The sequence below is a fragment of the Rubricella aquisinus genome, from assembly GCF_014199445.1.
GTDB classification, from domain to species: domain Bacteria; phylum Pseudomonadota; class Alphaproteobacteria; order Rhodobacterales; family Rhodobacteraceae; genus Rubricella; species Rubricella aquisinus.
Genome location: NZ_JACIJS010000008.1, coordinates 1 through 17425 on the forward strand (window position 1 = coordinate 1; position 17425 = coordinate 17425).

At 60.4% G+C, this 17425-nt stretch carries 17 protein-coding genes; 2 read left to right on the forward strand and 15 right to left on the reverse strand.

The window, feature by feature from the left end; genetic code table 11:
• Positions 1–143: 143 nt before the first annotated feature.
• The 8 genes from pgl to FHS89_RS13240 form a co-directional block, all read right to left on the reverse strand.
• On the reverse strand, positions 144–836 hold the full coding sequence (gene pgl / locus FHS89_RS13205) for a 6-phosphogluconolactonase (RefSeq protein ID WP_184012428.1): 693 nt from the start codon (positions 834–836) through the stop codon (positions 144–146).
• Positions 833–2293 carry a glucose-6-phosphate dehydrogenase gene (gene zwf, locus FHS89_RS13210; protein WP_184012430.1) on the reverse strand — a complete coding sequence of 487 codons (1461 nt, stop codon included), beginning with the start codon at positions 2291–2293 and terminating at the stop codon, positions 833–835. Before zwf ends, pgl begins: the two co-directional genes overlap by 4 nt.
• A gap of 4 nt (positions 2294–2297) precedes the next feature.
• Positions 2298–3245, reverse strand: a complete 948-nt coding sequence (locus FHS89_RS13215; protein ID WP_221229443.1) for a carbohydrate kinase family protein — start codon at positions 3243–3245, stop codon at positions 2298–2300.
• A 100-nt stretch (positions 3246–3345) separates the two neighbouring features.
• Positions 3346–4446 (reverse strand): ABC transporter ATP-binding protein, encoded by a 1101-nt coding sequence (locus tag FHS89_RS13220; RefSeq protein WP_184012432.1) that lies wholly within the window; start codon positions 4444–4446, stop codon positions 3346–3348.
• 21 nt (positions 4447–4467) lie between these two features.
• Positions 4468–6126 (reverse strand): beta-galactosidase BglA, encoded by a 1659-nt coding sequence (bglA, locus tag FHS89_RS13225; protein ID WP_184012435.1) that lies wholly within the window; start codon positions 6124–6126, stop codon positions 4468–4470.
• 11 nt (positions 6127–6137) lie between these two features.
• Positions 6138–7289, reverse strand: a complete 1152-nt coding sequence (locus FHS89_RS13230; RefSeq protein WP_184012437.1) for an ABC transporter permease subunit — start codon at positions 7287–7289, stop codon at positions 6138–6140.
• A 13-nt stretch (positions 7290–7302) separates the two neighbouring features.
• Entirely contained in the window at positions 7303–8283 is a 981-nt protein-coding gene (locus FHS89_RS13235; RefSeq protein WP_184012439.1) for a carbohydrate ABC transporter permease, read from the reverse strand.
• Between the two features lie 83 nt (positions 8284–8366).
• A complete protein-coding gene (locus tag FHS89_RS13240) occupies positions 8367–9728 on the reverse strand; it encodes an ABC transporter substrate-binding protein (RefSeq protein WP_184012441.1) in 1362 nt (453 codons plus the stop codon).
• A gap of 298 nt (positions 9729–10026) precedes the next feature.
• Here FHS89_RS13240 and FHS89_RS13245 point away from each other — a divergent pair, with 298 nt between their 5' ends.
• Both FHS89_RS13245 and FHS89_RS13250 read left to right on the forward strand, forming a co-directional pair.
• Complete coding sequence (locus FHS89_RS13245; protein WP_184012443.1) at positions 10027–11061, forward strand: substrate-binding domain-containing protein; 1035 nt, start codon at positions 10027–10029, stop codon at positions 11059–11061.
• A gap of 4 nt (positions 11062–11065) precedes the next feature.
• Positions 11066–12388: a GH1 family beta-glucosidase gene (locus tag FHS89_RS13250; RefSeq protein WP_184012445.1), complete on the forward strand. Its 1323-nt coding sequence runs from the start codon at positions 11066–11068 to the stop codon at positions 12386–12388.
• On the opposite strand, the gene FHS89_RS13255 is transcribed toward FHS89_RS13250, so the two are convergent.
• From FHS89_RS13255 to FHS89_RS13285, 7 genes are all read right to left on the reverse strand, one after another.
• A complete protein-coding gene (locus tag FHS89_RS13255; RefSeq protein WP_184012447.1) occupies positions 12382–12639 on the reverse strand; it encodes a YjhX family toxin in 258 nt (85 codons plus the stop codon). The genes FHS89_RS13250 and FHS89_RS13255 overlap by 7 nt on opposite strands.
• A 219-nt stretch (positions 12640–12858) precedes the next feature.
• Positions 12859–13158 carry an EthD family reductase gene (locus FHS89_RS13260; RefSeq protein ID WP_184012449.1) on the reverse strand — a complete coding sequence of 100 codons (300 nt, stop codon included), beginning with the start codon at positions 13156–13158 and terminating at the stop codon, positions 12859–12861.
• 210 nt (positions 13159–13368) lie between these two features.
• On the reverse strand, positions 13369–14349 hold the full coding sequence (locus tag FHS89_RS13265; protein WP_184012451.1) for an ABC transporter substrate-binding protein: 981 nt from the start codon (positions 14347–14349) through the stop codon (positions 13369–13371).
• Between the two features lie 46 nt (positions 14350–14395).
• Positions 14396–15235, reverse strand: a complete 840-nt coding sequence (locus FHS89_RS13270; protein ID WP_184012453.1) for an ABC transporter permease — start codon at positions 15233–15235, stop codon at positions 14396–14398.
• Positions 15232–16131, reverse strand: coding sequence for an ABC transporter permease (locus FHS89_RS13275; RefSeq protein ID WP_184012455.1), 900 nt, complete (start codon positions 16129–16131; stop codon positions 15232–15234). The genes FHS89_RS13270 and FHS89_RS13275 overlap by 4 nt, the downstream gene beginning before the upstream one ends.
• A gap of 9 nt (positions 16132–16140) precedes the next feature.
• Positions 16141–16923, reverse strand: coding sequence for an ABC transporter ATP-binding protein (locus FHS89_RS13280; RefSeq protein WP_246413899.1), 783 nt, complete (start codon positions 16921–16923; stop codon positions 16141–16143).
• 50 nt (positions 16924–16973) lie between these two features.
• A complete protein-coding gene (locus FHS89_RS13285) occupies positions 16974–17411 on the reverse strand; it encodes a hypothetical protein (protein WP_184012459.1) in 438 nt (145 codons plus the stop codon).
• Positions 17412–17425: the final 14 nt, after the last annotated feature.

Genomic DNA, 17425 nt, shown 5'->3' on the forward strand with positions numbered 1-17425 from the left:
CCGGAGGATACCAATGTAGCAAAAGTTTCGCGCTGAAGCGCGGCTTTTTCGTCTGAAGACGAAGGCTTCAACCAAATCAGGGACAGTGAATTGGGACGGGCGGCGCGTGTCGGGGGCAGGCCGGTTTCTCATGCCTGCGGATTTTAGTCCGCGTAGTGGACCGTGGCCCCCGCAGGGGCCGCAAGGATCGCGCGGATCGGGGCCTCAAGTGCGCTGGTCGTTGCCAGAGCCTGATCGAGCGCGTCGTGCTTTTCCTGACCCTGTATCAAGATATGGATATGGGTTGCGGTTTGTAGCACCGGGGCGGTGAGCGTCAGGCGCGGTTCTGCCGCACCGGGGGCGCGCATCGGGATCACCGTCGGGGCTGTGGCGGCGAGCGCCTCTGCCAGCCGATCCCCACCGGGAAAAAGCGATGCGGTGTGCATATCCGCCCCCATCCCCAACACGCAGACATCAAGGGGAAGGACCGGCAGTACATGCTCGGTCACTTCGGCGGCGGCCTCTTCCGGGGTCAGGCCCGGCGTCGGGTTCAACTGGATCAGGCGGGCGGCGGCGGCTTCGTTCTGGAGCAGGGTTTCGCGCAGCAGCTTTGCGTTCGCCCGGTCGTGATCGGCGGGCACCAGCCGCTCATCGGTGAGCATGACGCGCACCACAGACCAGTCAAGTTTCTCGCGGCTCATGGCCTCCAGAAACGGGCCGGGAGTGCTGCCGCCGGGCACGGCGAGGGTCGCGTGGCCCTTTGCCTCGATCGTTTGGGAGAGTTGGGCGACGCAGGTGCGCGCAAGGCGTTGCGCCTGCTGCGCGCGGCTGTCGTAGCGGACCATCCGGGGGGTCATACCGAAATCTCCCGCCAGCGGCGGCCATCCCGGTGCAACAGCGCCAGCGCGTCCTCCGGGCCAGAGCCGCCCGCGTCATAAGGCTGGGGTTTGCGCGCGCGCTCGGCCCATTCTGCGATGATCGGATCGGTCCAGGCCCAAGCGGCCTCAACCTCATCGCCGCGCATGAACAGGGTCTGATCGCCCCGGATCACGTCCATGATCAGCCGTTCATAGGCATCCGGCATCCCCTCGGATTGCGGACCAAGCGCATCGGCAAAGGACATATCGAGCGGCACATCGACAAGGCGCATCCCGCCCGGTCCCGGCTCCTTGATCGTCATGCGTAGGGTGATGCCCTCATCCGGTTGCAGGCGAATTATGAGCGAGTTTGTGGCGTGGCTCGGCAAGGTGGGGAACAGGCTATGGGGTGGCTCCTTGAACACCACCGCAATCTCCGACATGCGACCGCGCAGCTTTTTGCCGGTGCGAAGGTAGAAGGGCGTGCCATTCCAGCGCCAATTGGCGACATGCACCTTAAGGGCGACATAGCTTTCGGTCGTGCTGTCGGGGTTTTCGGCGTCGGTGCAATAATCAGGCTCCGTCGCGGTGGCGCGGTATTGGCCACGCACGGTATCGGCAGGTTTCACCGGCTCAAGGGAGCGGATCACCTTCAGCTTTTCATCGCGCACATAGTCAGCGGAATACTGGGCGGGCGGCTCCATCGCGGTGAGGCACAAAAGCTGCATCAGGTGGTTTTGCACCATGTCCCGCATCGCGCCCGATTTGTCGTAATAGGCCCCACGCCCACCAACGCCGAGGCTCTCTGACACCGTGATCTGGATGTGATCCACATGGCGCGCGTTCCACAACGGCTCAAACAGCGCGTTGGCAAAGCGGACGGCCATAAGGTTTTGCACCGTCTCTTTGCCGAGGTAATGGTCGATCCGGTAGACTTGGCTTTCGTCAAAACACTGGGACAGTTGCGCGTTCAGCGCCTGCGCGGAGGCAAGGTCATGGCCCAGCGGCTTTTCGACCACGATGCGGCTGGTTGAGGTGGCGATCCCGGTGGAGGACAGACGGCCCGCGATCTCCCCAAACAGGAAGGGCGCGACGGAGAGGTAGAAGGCGCGGATATGGTCCGGCTGCTCATCCAGCCGGGTGCGCAGATCGGCCCAGCCCTCCTCGCCGGAGGCATCGACATGCTGGTAATGCAACTGGCCAAGGAATGTCTTGGTCACGTCCTTATCGAGCGCATCCTTGCCGATGAACGTCTCAAGCGCTTCGCGCACCATGTCGCGAAAGCCCTTGTCGGTAAGCTTGGAGCGGGCCGCGCCAATGATCCGCGCGTTTTGCGGCATCTGGCCTGCGCACATCCGGCGATAAAGACCGGGCAAAATCTTGCGGCGGGCAAGGTCGCCCGTCGCCCCGAAGATCACAAGGTCAAACGGATCAACTGGAATTACGCGTGATACCATCGGTTTAGGCTCCCGGAAGGTGGGTCAGTTCGGAAAGGCGCGGCAAGTCCGCCCCACGGCGCGAACAGGTCACTGCCGCAGCACCGGCGCAGAATTGCAGCATTTCCGTCAATCCATCAACGGTCATGTTCGCAATTGCAGCATGGCCGTTGCCGTTTCGCATCAATTGAAAGAGGAGTGCGGCCTGAAACGTGTCGCCCGCGCCCACCGTGTCGATCACTTTGACACTCGGTGGCGTGACGCGCGCGGTGAGGCCAGAGGCCGTCCAGCCTTGCGCAGCATCGCCGCCATCGGTGACGACGACGAGTTTCGCGCCCGCGCTCAGGGCATCGGTGGCAAACGCCTCATGGCTCACGCCTGGATGGAGCACGTCGAGGTCTTCGGCGCTGATCTTGACCACGTCGACGGCAGGAAAGAACGCCTTAACGCGGGCTTTCCACACCTCCATATCCGGCTCGACACTGGGACGGATATTGGGATCGAGGGACACGAGACGGTCGCCCGCATTGGCCGCTAATTGCGCCATCGCGTCGGCCACGGGGGGCACGGCGATGGAATAGGAGCCGAAATGGAGGCCCGCCACATCCGCGCCAAGCGACGGCACATCAGAGAGCGACACGCCGGTATCAGCGGTCGCATTGGCATGAAACGCATAGGCCGGGTGGCCTTCGGGGTTCAGGCCGACAAGGCTCACGGTCGTCAAGCGGCTGGTATCAAGCAGATAGTCCCCGCGCACGCCCTCATCCGCCAGCACCTTGCGCAGGCGGGTGCCAAGCAGGTCATCCGACAACGCCGTGAACAGGCCCGATTGCCCGCCCAACCGGGCCATCCCTATTGCCACGTTGAAGGGGGAGCCGCCCGCGCGCGCCTCAAATCCCAGCGCGCCGGGGCCATCCTCTGACCCGAGGAAAAAGTCGAACAGCGCCTCACCACAGACCAAAAACATCAGCATGACCCCTTTTCACATAAGTGGGGCGCGTGTTCGGCCCAAACACGCGCCCTTTGGGCAGCAGATACACCGTTCAGGTATCTGCCGCCAATCCCCTTAGGGATTACTTGTAGAAAAAGCTCTGCCCGGATGCGTCGAACAGATGCATTTTGTTCTCCGCACAGGTCAGGCTCAGCCGGTCGCCACGGTTCACATCCGCGATGCCGGGAATTTTCGCGATGACGCTGTCATCCCCATCTGCCGTCTTGAAATAGACGACGGTGACTTCGCCCAGCTTTTCGGTGATCTCCACTTCGCCGGAATAGACGATCGGATCGCCTTCGCCCGCGACAAGGAGGTCTTCGGGGCGGATGCCAAAGGACACGGTGTCCCCCACTTTCGCATCGGCCGAGGCGACGGGCACGCTCGCTATGCCGCCATCGTCGATATCGACCGCCGTTGCGTCGCCAACCGCAGTGACCTTCGCGGACAGGAGGTTCATCTTCGGGGAGCCGATGAATTGCGCAACGAATGTGTTTTGGGGCCGCTCATACAATTGCAGCGGGGTGCCGACCTGCCCGATGGTATGGGTCTTGTTGTTCAGCACCACGATGCGGGTGGCGAGCGTCATCGCCTCCACCTGATCATGGGTCACATAGATCATCGTGGAATTCGGCATGTCCTCTTTCAACTGCGCAATCTCGATCCTTGTGTCGACGCGCAACGCGGCATCAAGGTTCGAGAGCGGCTCGTCAAAGAGGTAGACTTTGGGATCCCGCACGATGGAGCGCCCGATGGCCACACGCTGCCGCTGACCACCAGACAGGGCCTTTGGCAAGCGATCAAGATAGGAATCAAGCTGAAGGATCTTGGCTGCTTTCTGCACGCGGGCGTCGATCTCCGCCTTGTCCATCTTGGCCACTTTGAGCGCGAAGGTCATGTTGTCATAGACCGTCATGTGCGGATAAAGCGCGTAGGACTGGAACACCATCGCGATGCCCCGCTTGGATGGCGGCACGTCGTTCATCCGCTCATCGTCGATATAAAAGTCCCCCGCCGTGATCGTCTCAAGCCCCGCGATCATCCGCAGAAGCGTGGACTTACCGCAGCCCGATGGGCCAACGAACACGATGAGTTCGCCGGTCTTGATGTCGAGGTTGATATCCTTGAGGACTTCGACCGTTCCGTAGGACTTTCCCACGTCCTTGAGCAAAAGCGATGCCATGTTTTCCTCCCGTTTATTCTTTTATGATTCCAGCTGCGCAAAGAACGCCTGATAGGGCGGCAGCATGACGTTTCGATCTTCCAGATAGGCGTTGAAGGGCGTGGCCATGTCCTGCCGCCAATTGCCATCCGGCAGGGTGACAGACAGGCCCGCATTGCTCAGGTTGAAGGCACAAAACAACGTCTCCCCCCCCTCGATATGCCGGGTCAGCGTGACGATGCTGTCATCGCAGAAGCCCAGTTCCAGCGTGCCTTGCGCCAGCGACGGATGCGCCTTTCGGAACGCGATCATCTGGCGATAAGCGTTGAGCATGGAGCCATCGTCGCGGTCCTGCACGGCGACCGCGCGGGCCAAATGCTCCATCGCGACGGGCAGCCACGGCTTGGCCTCAGAAAAGCCCGCATAGGAATTGTCCTGCTGCCAGACCATCGGCGTGCGGCAGCCATCGCGGCCCTTGAATTTCGGCCAGAAGCGGATGCCGTAGGGATCCTGCAATTCCTCAAAGGACACATAGGCCTCAGTAAGGCCCAATTCCTCGCCTTGGTACAGACACACGGTCCCCTTGAGGCTCAGCAGGAGGGCTGCGTAGAGCTTTTTCGCCTCTTCCCCGAGGTTCCAGCGGCTCGCATGGCGCACAACGTCATGGTTGGAGAACGCCCAGCAGGCCCAGCCATCCCCGATGCCTTGCTCAAACATCGTGAGCACGTTTTTCACGCGTGTTCCATCCAGCGGCGTGGGCGACAGGAAGTCAAAGGCATAGCACATATGCACCTTGTCCCCGCCGGAGGTGTATTCGGCCTGAATCTCCATCCCCCGCTGCGCATCGCCTACCTCACCCACAGAGGTGATCGCGTCATACTCATCCAAGAGCCCGCGGAAGCGTTGCAGGAACGCGATATTCTCTGGCCGGTTCTTGGAATAGAGGTGGTTTTGCCAGTTATAGGGGTTCACCGCCGGGGCGATGGTGTCGTTGCGGTCAGCTGGGTCCAGCGCCGGGTTGGAGCGCAACTCCTGATCATGGAAATAGAAGTTGATCGTATCAAGGCGGAAGCCATCGACACCGCGATCCAGCCAGAACCGGGTCACGTCCAACAGCGCGTCCTGCACCTCGGCGTTGTGCAGGTTCAGGTCCGGCTGTTCCTTGAGGAAGTTGTGCAGGTAATACTGCATCCGGTCCCCATCCCATTCCCATGCGGAGCCGCCAAAGATCGACAGCCAGTTGTTGGGCGGGGTGCCGTCCGGGTTCGCGTCGGCCCAGACATACCAGTCGGATTTCGGGTTTTCGCGGCTATGGCGGCTTTCGGCAAACCACGGGTGCTGATCGGAGGTGTGCGACAACACCAGATCAATCATGACCTTCAGGCCAAGCTGATGCGCGCGCGCGACCAGCGCGTCAAAATCCCCCAACGTGCCGAACATCGGATCGACATCGCGGTAGTCCGACACGTCATACCCGAAATCGAGCATCGGCGAGCGGAAGAACGGGGAAATCCAGATCGCATCCACCCCAAGGCTCGCGATATGGGGCAGGCGGTGGATGATGCCAGCCAGATCGCCGACACCATCCCCGTTGGAGTCTTGGAAAGAGCGGGGATAGATCTGATAGATCACGGCCCCACGCCACCAATCCTTGTCTACACCCGGCTCAAGCGCGGGCTGAACAGCAGACAAAGCGTTCATTCAAGTCATCCTTACTTGACGGACCCGGCCAACAGGCCGCGGACCAGAAAACGTTGCATTGAGAAAAACACGACCAGCGGCACCGCGATGGACACGAAAGCCGCCGTCGCAAGGATGCCCCAATCGCCACCACGCGAGCCCAAAAGGTCATCCGCGATCTTCACGGTCATCACCTTCGCCTCATCGTTGGAGGGCAAGAACACCTTGGCCACCAGAAGGTCATTCCATGTCCACAGGAACTGGAAAATGGCGAAGGCCGCGAGCGCCGGGAAGCTCAGGGGCAGCACGATCTTGGTGAACACCTCAAAATCAGTGGCACCATCGACCTTGGCGCTTTCGATGATATCGCGCGGCAGGCCAACCATGTAATTGCGCAACAAATACACGGCGAGCGGCAGGCCAAAGGCCGTATGCGCCATCCAGATCCCAAGGAAGCTTTGCCCCACCCCGATTGTGTTGTGCAGATTGAGCATCGGCACCAGCGCAAGCTGCAAGGGCACCACCAAGAGGCCAACCACACCCGCGATCAACAGACCCCTGCCGGGGAAGTCCATCCAGGCGAGCGCATAGGCCGCGAAGGCCGCGATCAGGATCGGAATGATCGTGGCCGGGATCGTCACCGTCAGCGTGTTGATGAACGCAAGGTCCATGTTATTCGCCGTCAGAACGTTCCGGTAATTGTCGAGCGTGAATTGCGGCGGGGTTTCAGCGGCGAAATAGACCCGCTCCCCCCGGCTTCCCGGTTCTTCGGGCGAGGTGAAGATGTAGGAGCCATCGGCATTGATGACGAGCGTTTCCCCGTCGCCAATATCGGCCACCTGCCCTGCGGGATATTCAGCGGGCGCGCGACCGCGCGTGCCGAATGCGGTGATCGTACCGGTGCCGTCGCCAAACGCCTCACGCACCTCTTCATCCGTAAAGATGTTGCCATTGACGGTATAGATGCCGTCATTGAGCGTGGCTTGCGTCTCTGTCCGGCCACGGAAGGTCAGTTCCACCGAAAACGGCGCCTGCCACCAGCCCGAGGCCGAGATTTGATCCCGGTCCCGGAAGGACGACACCAACAAGCCAATCGTCGGGATCAGCCACAACAGCACCATAAACACGACCGAGCCGCTGACGACCCAAGACAGCGCTGATTTCTTTCCTGCAATTCCATCCATTGATCCGTCTCCCTCAGCGCATTTCACGGCGGGCTTGCACGATGTTCCAGATCATCACTGGAAGCACGACAAGCATGATGACAAAGGCCACAGCGGTGGCGCGCCCATCATCGCGGAACATGAAGCTCATCATGTAGCTGGGCAGGATTTCCGTCCCGAAATTGCCGCCCGTCATGGTGTACACGATGTCGAAAACCTTAAGTACGAGGATGGTGATCGTCGTCCAGACAACCACGATGGTCCCCATGATTTGCGGCACCTTGATCTGGAAGAAAATCTGCAAGGGGTTCGCGCCGTCGATCACGGCGGCCTCGATCGTTTCCTCCGGGATACCGCGCAGCGCGGCAGACAGGATCACCATGGCAAAGCCGGTTTGGATCCACACAAGGATGACCATCAGGAAGAAGTTGTTCCAGAACGGTATCTGCAACACATCCACCGGATCAGCCCCGAAAATCCCCATCCGCAACGCATTGATCAGGCCGATATCGCCATCAACCGCATAAACGAATTTCCAGATCAGGGACGCGCCCACAAAGCTGATCGCCATGGGCATAAAGATCAGGGATTTCGCGATATTGCCCCAAGACAGGCGGTCGGTCAGTTGCGCGGCCAACAGGCCAAAGGCCGTCGCCATCGCGGGCACCACGATCACCCAAAGAAGGTTGTTGGTGAAGGCGGTGCGGAATTCCTCCGCCTCAAGAAGTGCCAGATAATTGCCCAGCCCGATAAACTCGTCCCCATCGCGATTATAGAGCGACCGCAGGAAGGAGCCGATCACCGGATAGACCAGATACAGGCTCAACGCGAAGATCGCAGGCATCAGGAACAGCCACGGGCGCACTTGTGTCGCGCGGCGGATGTTGTCGCCTGCCTTCTCTCCCTTTGCGGGGAAGATCACCTTGTCGAGGATAAGATTGGAGAAATAGAAATACCCGATACATCCGCCGACGCCGACGATGATCGTGATTATCCCCTGAATCATGGGATTCATCGCGTCACTCCCTGAATTTTTTGTTATTTTGTGGGTCCGCGCGGGCGTGCCGCGCGGACCCTGAGCCACTTATTGCGTGGTCTTTACTGGATCGAGTCCCAGCGCTCCTGGATCGCGGTCGCGACATCGGTTGCGTCCGCACCGGTCACATAATCCACCATGCCGGTCCAGAAGGCGCCCGCGCCGATCTCACCCGGCATCAGGTCGGATGCGTCGAAACGGAACGTGGTTGCATCCGCGAGGATCTGACCCTGTGCGCGCTCGGAATCGCTCGCGTAGGTGGCGAGGTTCACGCCGCCATGCGCGGTGAGGAAGCCGCCCTGCGCCATCCATGTCTCATGCGCGACCGGCAGCTTGAGGAACTCAAGGAAGCCAGTGGTCGCATCAGACGGGCTGGTGATCGCAAAGAGGGTGCCGGCACCCAGAACCGGACGGCCCAGATCGGCAGACTCGATTGCCGGGAAGTAGAAGAAGTCCGCATCCTCACCAACGGTCGTGCCTTCGGGGAAGAACGCCGGAATGAAGGACGCCTGACGGTGCATGTAGCACTCCGCCGGGAAGGTGAAGAGACCCGCCGGGCTGTCACGGAAGTCGGTGTTGGCCACCGCCTGCGCGCCGCCATTCACATACGCATCGTTGCGCGCGAAATAGCCGAACTCTTCGATCGCGGCGACGACGCGCGGATCGTTGAACGGGATCTCGTTTGCGACCCACTGGTCATAGACCGCAGGCTCCTGCGTGCGCAGCATCAGGTCTTCGACCCAATCGGTTGCCGGCCAGCCGGTTGCCGCACCAGACCCCAGACCGATGCACCACGGAGTGCCGCCATCTGCCACGATCTGATCGGTCAGCGCCTTCAGCTCTTCCATGGTCTGCGGGATGTCATAGCCTGCCTCGTCGAAGGCTTCCGGGGAATACCAAACGAGCGACTTGAGATCGACGCGATAGAACAGGCCATAAAGCTGATCGTTGCCGTCGGCATCCGCATAGGTGCCCAGATCAACCCAGCTGGAGCCAGCGGCATAGTTCTCGGCCACGAATTCAGCAGTGCCCTCGGGCAGCGGCGTCAGAAGGCCCTGACGCGCCATATCCGCCGCAAGACCGGGCTGCGGGAACACGGCGAGGTTCGGCGCGGAGCCAGCCTGCGCTGCGATCACGATGTCCTGCTCAAAGCTGTCGGAACCGGAATAGTTCACGGTCGCGCCCGTGGCGTGCTCGAAATACGCAAAGACGGCCTCAACCTTTTCCTTCTCGTTGCCGGTCCAGGGGCCGGTGATGGTCACGGTCTGACCGGAGAAGTCATTTGCCTCTGCAAATGCGGTGAAGCTGTCCCAGCTAAAGTCACCCTCGCCGGGCGCAAACATCAGGGCGCCATGGCCCGCTGCGATCGCTCCGGAGGAGGTGAGCGCCATAATCGCGGCGCCGGTAAGAAGCGTTCTCTTCATGAATAGTTCTCCCTTTTTGGCGCGCTCTGATCGGCCCGCCCTTGAATTCTGCCCCATGCGCATGGACCTTCCAAAGCGCTTTGAGTGACGCGCAGGGTGTGCGGTGGCGCGCGCCCTGTCAAGCCCCGTTCATCAGCGCTTTCAGTCTTTTCGAGGGGTTTTTGCCCTATGGGATTTCGTTGCGGTGCACAACGAACCGGCGAAAGTGACGATTGCGTAACAACGCATCGTGCGCCTATATTCAAAACGGTTTGAATGAGAAGGCGGACCAGCCGCCACAGGCAAGGGAAGAAAACCCGTGACTTTGAAAGAACTTGCACGGCAACTCGGGCTTTCCCCCACAACGGTGAGCCGCGCGCTCAACGGCTATCCAGAGGTGAACGCCGAAACCCGCGTCCGGGTTGAGGAGGCCGCGCGCGCAGCAAACTACGTCCCCAACAACATGGCGCAACGGCTCGCCACGGGCCGGGCAAAGGCGATCGGCCATGTCGTGCCGCTGCATGATCACCAGATCATCAACCCGTTTTTCGCGGAATTCATCGCCGGGGCGTCCGAAAGTTACGCGCAGGCGGGATTCGAAATGATCCTGTCGGTTGTCCCGCGCGATCAGGAAGAGGACGTCTACCGCTCCCTCGCGGCGCGGCACACGGTCGATGGTGTCATCATCCATAACGTGCGGGAGGTGGACAGCCGGATTGAGCTGTTGACCGACCTCAAGATGCCTTTCGTCGTGCATGGCCGGTCCAACGTGATGACGGAAGGCTACACCTATCTCGATATCCGCAACGCAAACGCGTTTGAGGCGGCAACGCGGCATCTGATCCGGCTGGGTCATCGGCGCATCGGGCTGATGAATGGCCTGATCGCGCTGAGTTTCGCCAAGCGGCGCTTGATGGGCTATACCAGCGCACTCGAAAATTTCGGGCTGCCGGTCGATGAGGCGCTGATCCGGGACGGGGAGATGACCGAAGGCTACGGCTATGACACGATGATGGCGTGGCTCGACAGTGATCATCCGCCAACGGCGGTGCTGTCCTCCTCCATCCTGTCGGCCATGGGGGCTGCGCGCGCGCTGGCGGATCGTGGTTTGCGGCTCGGGCATGATGTGTCCATCGCGACGCATGACGACAAACTCTCCTATATCGAAAACGGAACGGAGGACGCGCCGGTCTTTACCTCGACCCGCTCCTCGATCCGCGCGGCAGGCACCCGTGCGGCCCAAATGCTGATCGACATGATCGAGCATCCTGAAACACCGGTTCAAAGCGAGGTTTGGGAGGTGGATCTGGTCTATGGCCGTTCCACCGGCCCGGCCCCTCGCGCTAAGGATTGATCCAATGCAGCTTGACTTTAAACGCGGGGATTTCCCCGATGGCTTCCTGTTTGGCACCGCCACATCCGCCTATCAGATCGAAGGGGCGTCTTTTGGCGGGGCAGGTCTGTGCCAATGGGACATCTTTGCCCAGACCCCCGGCAATGTGGTGCGGGGCGAGAATGGAGCGGTGGCTTGTGATCATTACCACCGCTGGGAGGCGGACCTTGATCTGGTGCGCGATGCGGGGCTCGACAGCTACCGATTTTCGACCTCATGGGCGCGGGTCATGCCCGATGGCAAGACGGTCAACCCGGAAGGCCTCGATTTCTATGACCGGCTCGTGGACGGGATGCTGGAGCGCGGGATCAAGCCGATGGCGACGCTCTATCACTGGGAAATGCCTGCCGCATTGCAGGATTTGGGCGGCTGGCGCAATCGCGACGTGGCCGACTGGTTTGCGGACTTCACGACCCATGTGATGACCCGGATCGGGGACCGGATGCATACCGTGGCCCCGGTGAATGAGCCGTGGTGCGTGGCGTGGCTGTCGCATTTCATGGGCCACCACGCGCCGGGCCTGCGCGATATTCGCGCGGCGACCCGCGCGATGCACCACGTTCTGCTGGCCCATGGCAAATCCACCCAGGCGATGCGCGCGCTTGGGATGACCGGGCTTGGCGCGGTGATGAACCATGAATACGCCCAGCCCGTGGATGATACGGAGGAGGCCGCCCGGCTGGCCCGCATCTATGACGGAATCTATAACCGCTGGTTCCTTGGCGGTGTGTTCCGCAAGGAATACCCGGCGGACATTATCGAGCATCTCGGCCCACATATGCCCCATGGCTGGCAGGATGATTTCGACACGATTGCCCAACCGCTCGATTGGGTGGGGATCAATTACTACACCCGCAAACTGATCGGCCCCGATGGCAGTGACCTCTTCCCTTATCTGGAGGAACGTGAGGGACCATTGGAGAAAACCGCGATGGATTGGGAGATTTATCCCGATGGGCTGCATCATTTCATCCACCATACGGGCCAGTATACGGACCTGCCGATCTACATCACGGAAAACGGACTGGCCTCTTATGACCGGGTGGAGGATGGCCGGGTGATGGACGCGCAGCGCATCCGCTACCTCAACAGCCATGTCGCGGCGGTCAAACGCGCGATGGATGAGGGGGCGAATGTGGCGGGCTATACGATCTGGTCGCTGCTGGACAATTACGAATGGGCGCTTGGCTATGACAAACGCTTCGGCCTTGTCCATGTGGATTTCGACAGCCTTGAGCGCACCCCAAAGCAAAGCTGGCATGCGCTCAAGACCGCGTTGGCTCACTGATTGTCGAGCTGTGATCTGACCAGCAACAGCCCCCGCCGGGTGATCCGGTAGGGGCCACCACCTGTTGAGCGGATCGCCCTGAGGTATTTCAGCCGCCGAAACAGCCGCAGGCTCAGCCCCGGATGTCGCCAGCCTTCGCGGGTCATGCAGTGCACGTCGCTGATCTTGCGATATGCGTCCTGCTCAAGCGTGATCCAGCCGCCCTTGGCCAGTATGTGAAGGATGCGCTGTTCTGCGCGTGAGATATCCATTGTCGTGTGTCCTGAACATGAGAATAGGCCGCGCGAGGGTTTCCTCGGCGGGTTGGCTCAAGCCCCTGCGCATGGCAGGGGTCCATCAGGACTCGGTACGGTTGCTCAAAAAACCTCCAGAACAGCGCGAAAAGAATGCACCGCTATTGGTCGGGTTTTCAAGGCGAGCCACTGATCATGCGCATCGTCCAAATGCACATGACGCAAAACGACAACAGTTTAGAGGGTTTCCCCGATCAGCATAATTGGCTGAGCGTTATAGTAGTTTGGAATATCCGCAAGGACCTCATCCGCATCGGCAAGGGCCGCTTGCAGTGCCGCCATATCCGCGTAAGACACGGTCGCAACCGCATAGAACCCCGGGGAAGTGTCGGGGCCCCCTGCTAGGCCTTTGCTGGCAATAGCGGTGTCGGGCTTCATCACTTTGCCAACCAGCGGCATGTGGGTTGAGCCGTAATAGTCAAAATCGAATGTCGTCTCGTCGGTGATTGGGTACATCACGGTTAGGGTGGCAGCCATTGGAATAATCCTTCAAAAATTAACATAACCCTATAGCGTTATCACTCTTGTCCCTTCGCTCCAAATCTATTCAGCGCAACCCGCTTTTCCCCACGCCCCACCCCAGCGTTTCTTTTTTCCCTAAATACCTCCCGCCGGAGGCTTCGACAGTGCAAACAGAAAAGGCCCGGGCAGTGACGCCCGGGCCTTTCCACATTTCGCTCAGAGAGATCAGTTCAGCGCGGCATCCGTGATCATGTGGGTCCATGCCCCTTCCGGCGCTTTGGAGATCACGGGATCGGACCCGCCACCCAAAAGGGTCGCTACCGTCCGCTCGTAATCCGCCGGGTCAAGCGCGCCGTTGGAGCCAGCGGTCAGCTTCGCCACTTCGCCCATCATGCGGATCTGATGCTCTTCGGTTTGCGCACCGGTCGCGTCATTGTCGAGCACGATCATCGCAGCATCCTCGGGGTTCTCCTCGGCCCATTTCCAGCCTTGCATAGAGGCGCGCACGAACCGCTCCATCTTATCGACGAACGCGGGATCAGCGAGGTTGTCCTCCAGCACATAAAGGCCGTCTTCGAGCGTCGCGACGCCCTGATCCTCATATTTGAACACCGTCAGGTCATCCGGGCTGAGGCCCGCATCAATCACCTGCCAATATTCGTTATAGGTCATGGTGGAGATACACGCCGCCTGCCCCTGCAACAGCGGATCGACGTTGAACCCCTGCTTGAGCACTTCCACGCCATCCGCGCCGCCATCGGTGGGAATGCCAAGGCTGCTCATCCAGCTCAGGAACGGATATTCGTTGCCAAAGAACCAGACACCCAGCGTTTCGCCCGGGAAATCGGCGGTCGAGGTCACGCCGCTATCATTGCGGCAGGTCAGCATCATGCCGGAGGATTTGAAGGGCTGCGCGATGTTGACGAGCGGCAGTCCCGCCTCCCGCGCCGCGAGGGCGGCTGGCATCCATTCCACGACGACATCCGCGCCGCCGCCCGCGATCACCTGCGTGGGCGCCACATCGGGGCCACCGGGCAGGATCGTCACATCGAGACCCTCAGCTTCATAGAAGCCCTGATCCGCGGCCACATAATAGCCCGCGAACTGGGCCTGCGTGACCCATTTCAGTTGCAAGGTCACTTCATCTTGTGCCAGCGCGGGCATGGCCATCATGCTGGCTGCTGCAAATCCGATCAGTTTTTTCATTCTTACTCTCCGTGTTGAACCATTGAGGTTGTCTGACCCGTTGCCGCTATCCCCGTTGCGACGGGTGCCAGAATGTGGCCGCCCTCTCCGCGAGCGTTACCACGCCGTAAAATGCCGAGCCGGACACAGCCGCCACGGCAATCACTGCCCAAACGAGATCAAGCGCAAGGCGCCCCACCTCGGTCGAGATCCGAAAGCCCATGCCTTGTGTCGGGCTGCCGAAGAACTCCGCCACGATGGCACCAATGAGCGCCAAAGTGGAAGAAATTTTCAATCCGTTGAAGATGAAGGGGGCCGCCGATGGCAGGCGCAGTTTCGTCAGCGTCTGCGCGGGGCTGGCCGCGTAGGTCCGCATCAGGTCTTCTTGCATCCGGTCGGCGGCGCGCAGGCCTTCAACCGTGTTCACGAGCATCGGGAAGAACACCATGACGACCACGATCGCCGCCTTGCTTTCCCAGCCGAAGCCGAACCACATCACGAAAATCGGGGCCATGCCGATGATCGGCAGGGCGGCCACGAAATTGCCCACGGGCAACAGGCCGCGTTTCCAGAAATCCGAGCGGTCGATCAGGATCGCGGTAAGCACGGCGGCACTACACCCGATGACATAGCCCGACAGCGCCCCCTTCACGAAGGTCTGCACGAAATCTCCCCACAGCATTCGGGGATTTTCCAAGAGCGCCACCCAAACGGCGGAAGGCGGCGGCAGGATCACGGGGGAGACCTCCAGCCCCCGCACCAGCAATTCCCACATCGCCAGCAGCGTCACCCCAAACAGGATCGGGCATCCATAGCGTTTGAGCGCCGTCCCATCGAGGCGCGCAAGCCGCGTATTCAGCCACCATGCGGCGGCCCAAAGAATCAGGGCTGCGATGATCAGCGTCATGCCCGATACCCCATCCGTTTTGACACGGCCTTATCCACCGCGCCGACGACAAAGATCAGCAATCCCGCCAGCCCCGCCGCCATCAAGAGTGCGGACCAGATTTGCACCATCTGCCCATAATAGCTGCCCGCCAAGAGCCGCGCGCCAAGACCCGCGACAGCACCCGTCGGCATCTCTCCCACGATGGTGCCAACCAGCGCCGCCGCGACCGCCACTTTCAGCGAAGTGAACAGATACGGGACAGAGGCAGGCAAGCGCAGGCGCCAGAATGTCTGTGATGCACTCGCGTTCCATGTGCGCATCTGGTCAAGCTGCATCACCTCCGGGCTGCGCAGCCCTTTCACCATGCCCACGACGACAGGAAAGAAACTCAGATAGGTCGCAATGATCGCCTTGGGGATGAAGCCTTGCAGCCCCACCGCGTTCATCACGACGATGATCATGGGGGCTATGGCAAGGATTGGGATGGTCTGGGAGGCGATGACCCATGGCATCACGCTCGCATCCATCGCGCGGTTATAGACGATGCCAACGGCCAAGAGCGTGCCAAGGAGCGTGCCGATCCCGAAGCCCGCCAGCGTCACCGACAGGGTGATCCACGCGTGATGAAACAGGGACCGGCGGTTCGTGACGCATTCAAGGGTGCCCGCGCGCCGCCCTTCCAGACAGGGCTGAATGGTGGTGTTCCACAATTCCGCGCCAACCTGATGCGGCGCGGGCAGGCGCGGGCGGCCCTGGCTCATCGTGTCAGCCACGAGTTCCGTGAAAGTGACGGTGGTGCCTGCCCGGCTCGCCTGATCCAGCGTCCATTTCGCGTTGAGCGCCACAGCCCCCGCGTACCACAACACGATGATGAGGCCGATCACGGTGAGGATGGGCAGGATGAAGCGCATCATGTCCTCCGATCAATCATAGCTGTGCCCAGCGCGCAGGCCCTCGCGCACGCGGTGCGCGATTTCGAGGAATTCGGGGCTTTCACGGATGTCGAGCGGGCGCTCTTTCGGCAGGGTGCTTTCGATCACATCCGTCACGCGGCCCGGGCGGGGGGACATGACGACGATCTTGGTCGAGAGGTACACGGCCTCCGGGATGGAGTGGGTGACAAAGCAGATCGTCTTTTCCGTCCGCGCCCACAGATCAAGCAATTGTTCGTTCAGGTGGTCGCGCACGATCTCATCCAGCGCGCCGAACGGCTCATCCATCAGCAGGATATCCGCGTCGAAACTGAGCGCGCGGGCGATGGAGGCGCGCTGCTGCATCCCACCCGATAGCTGCCACGGGAATTTCTTTTCAAACCCAGCGAGGTCAACCAATTCGAGCACGCGGCGCACCCGGTCGGGGATTTCAGCCTTGTCATAGCCCATGATCTCAAGCGGCAGGGCAATGTTGCGCCCGATGGACCGCCATGGGAACAGGCCTGCCGCTTGGAAAACGTAGCCATAGGCCCGCGCCTCCCGCGCCTGTTGCGGGGTCATGCCGTTGACGCTGACCGTGCCGCCGGTGGGCTGCTCAAGGTCCGCAACGACGCGCAGAAAGGTGGTTTTGCCGCAGCCAGAGGGGCCTATGAAACTGACGAAATCACCCTTGTCGATGGTCAGGTCCACGTCCTTGAGCGCATGAACGGGGCCATCATTCGTCTCGAACGTGAGGGAGAGGGTTTCGGCGGAAATGACGGGGGCTGGGGTCAAAGGAGGCCTCGCTTGCGTTTGACGTATCAGCGCAAATCTTGACCGTTTGGTCAAGGGTTGTGCGATGCGCTCAGTCGAGATTTGGCGTGTCGCCATGAGATTAGAGCTGACACAGGTGTCGCGATGACCGCAAAGGCGGTCCCGATGACCCAGGTCTCTTCACCCGGATCAAAAAACCCGGCACCTATGAGTGGCAACCACAGATAACTGCTCGCCGAACAAAGGGCCGCTGCGACTACATAAGACTGCACATTTTTGCCGCGCAACCGTAGCGTAATTCGCCAGATCAGATAGCTAGGGCCGAGATGAATCAAGAAAAACGGGGAGGACACCCAAAAAAAGAGAACCGGTACATATAAATTAAACCAACGACACACATTAAATACTAAATATAAAATATATATAATAATTATTGCGCTGATCCACGTTGAAATAGCAACAAATAAAAAACTAGGATATTTTAAATTTTCTAGAGATCTACTTTTCATGAATTTATCCCAAA

Coding starts and splice junctions, on each gene's coding strand:
- FHS89_RS13215 (WP_221229443.1), bottom strand. CDS start 3,245: ATGCTGATGTTTTTGGTCTGTGGTGAGGCGCTGTTCGACTTTTTCCTC.
- FHS89_RS13235 (WP_184012439.1), bottom strand. CDS start 8,283: ATGAATCCCATGATTCAGGGGATAATCACGATCATCGTCGGCGTCGGC.
- FHS89_RS13270 (WP_184012453.1), bottom strand. CDS start 15,235: ATGACGCTGATCATCGCAGCCCTGATTCTTTGGGCCGCCGCATGGTGG.
- zwf (WP_184012430.1), bottom strand. CDS start 2,293: ATGGTATCACGCGTAATTCCAGTTGATCCGTTTGACCTTGTGATCTTC.
- FHS89_RS13275 (WP_184012455.1), bottom strand. CDS start 16,131: ATGATGCGCTTCATCCTGCCCATCCTCACCGTGATCGGCCTCATCATC.
- FHS89_RS13255 (WP_184012447.1), bottom strand. CDS start 12,639: ATGGATATCTCACGCGCAGAACAGCGCATCCTTCACATACTGGCCAAG.
- pgl (WP_184012428.1), bottom strand. CDS start 836: ATGACCCCCCGGATGGTCCGCTACGACAGCCGCGCGCAGCAGGCGCAA.
- FHS89_RS13220 (WP_184012432.1), bottom strand. CDS start 4,446: ATGGCATCGCTTTTGCTCAAGGACGTGGGAAAGTCCTACGGAACGGTC.
- FHS89_RS13240 (WP_184012441.1), bottom strand. CDS start 9,728: ATGAAGAGAACGCTTCTTACCGGCGCCGCGATTATGGCGCTCACCTCC.
- bglA (WP_184012435.1), bottom strand. CDS start 6,126: ATGAACGCTTTGTCTGCTGTTCAGCCCGCGCTTGAGCCGGGTGTAGAC.
- FHS89_RS13260 (WP_184012449.1), bottom strand. CDS start 13,158: ATGGCTGCCACCCTAACCGTGATGTACCCAATCACCGACGAGACGACA.
- FHS89_RS13265 (WP_184012451.1), bottom strand. CDS start 14,349: ATGAAAAAACTGATCGGATTTGCAGCAGCCAGCATGATGGCCATGCCC.
- FHS89_RS13250 (WP_184012445.1), top strand. CDS start 11,066: ATGCAGCTTGACTTTAAACGCGGGGATTTCCCCGATGGCTTCCTGTTT.
- FHS89_RS13230 (WP_184012437.1), bottom strand. CDS start 7,289: ATGGATGGAATTGCAGGAAAGAAATCAGCGCTGTCTTGGGTCGTCAGC.
- FHS89_RS13285 (WP_184012459.1), bottom strand. CDS start 17,411: ATGAAAAGTAGATCTCTAGAAAATTTAAAATATCCTAGTTTTTTATTT.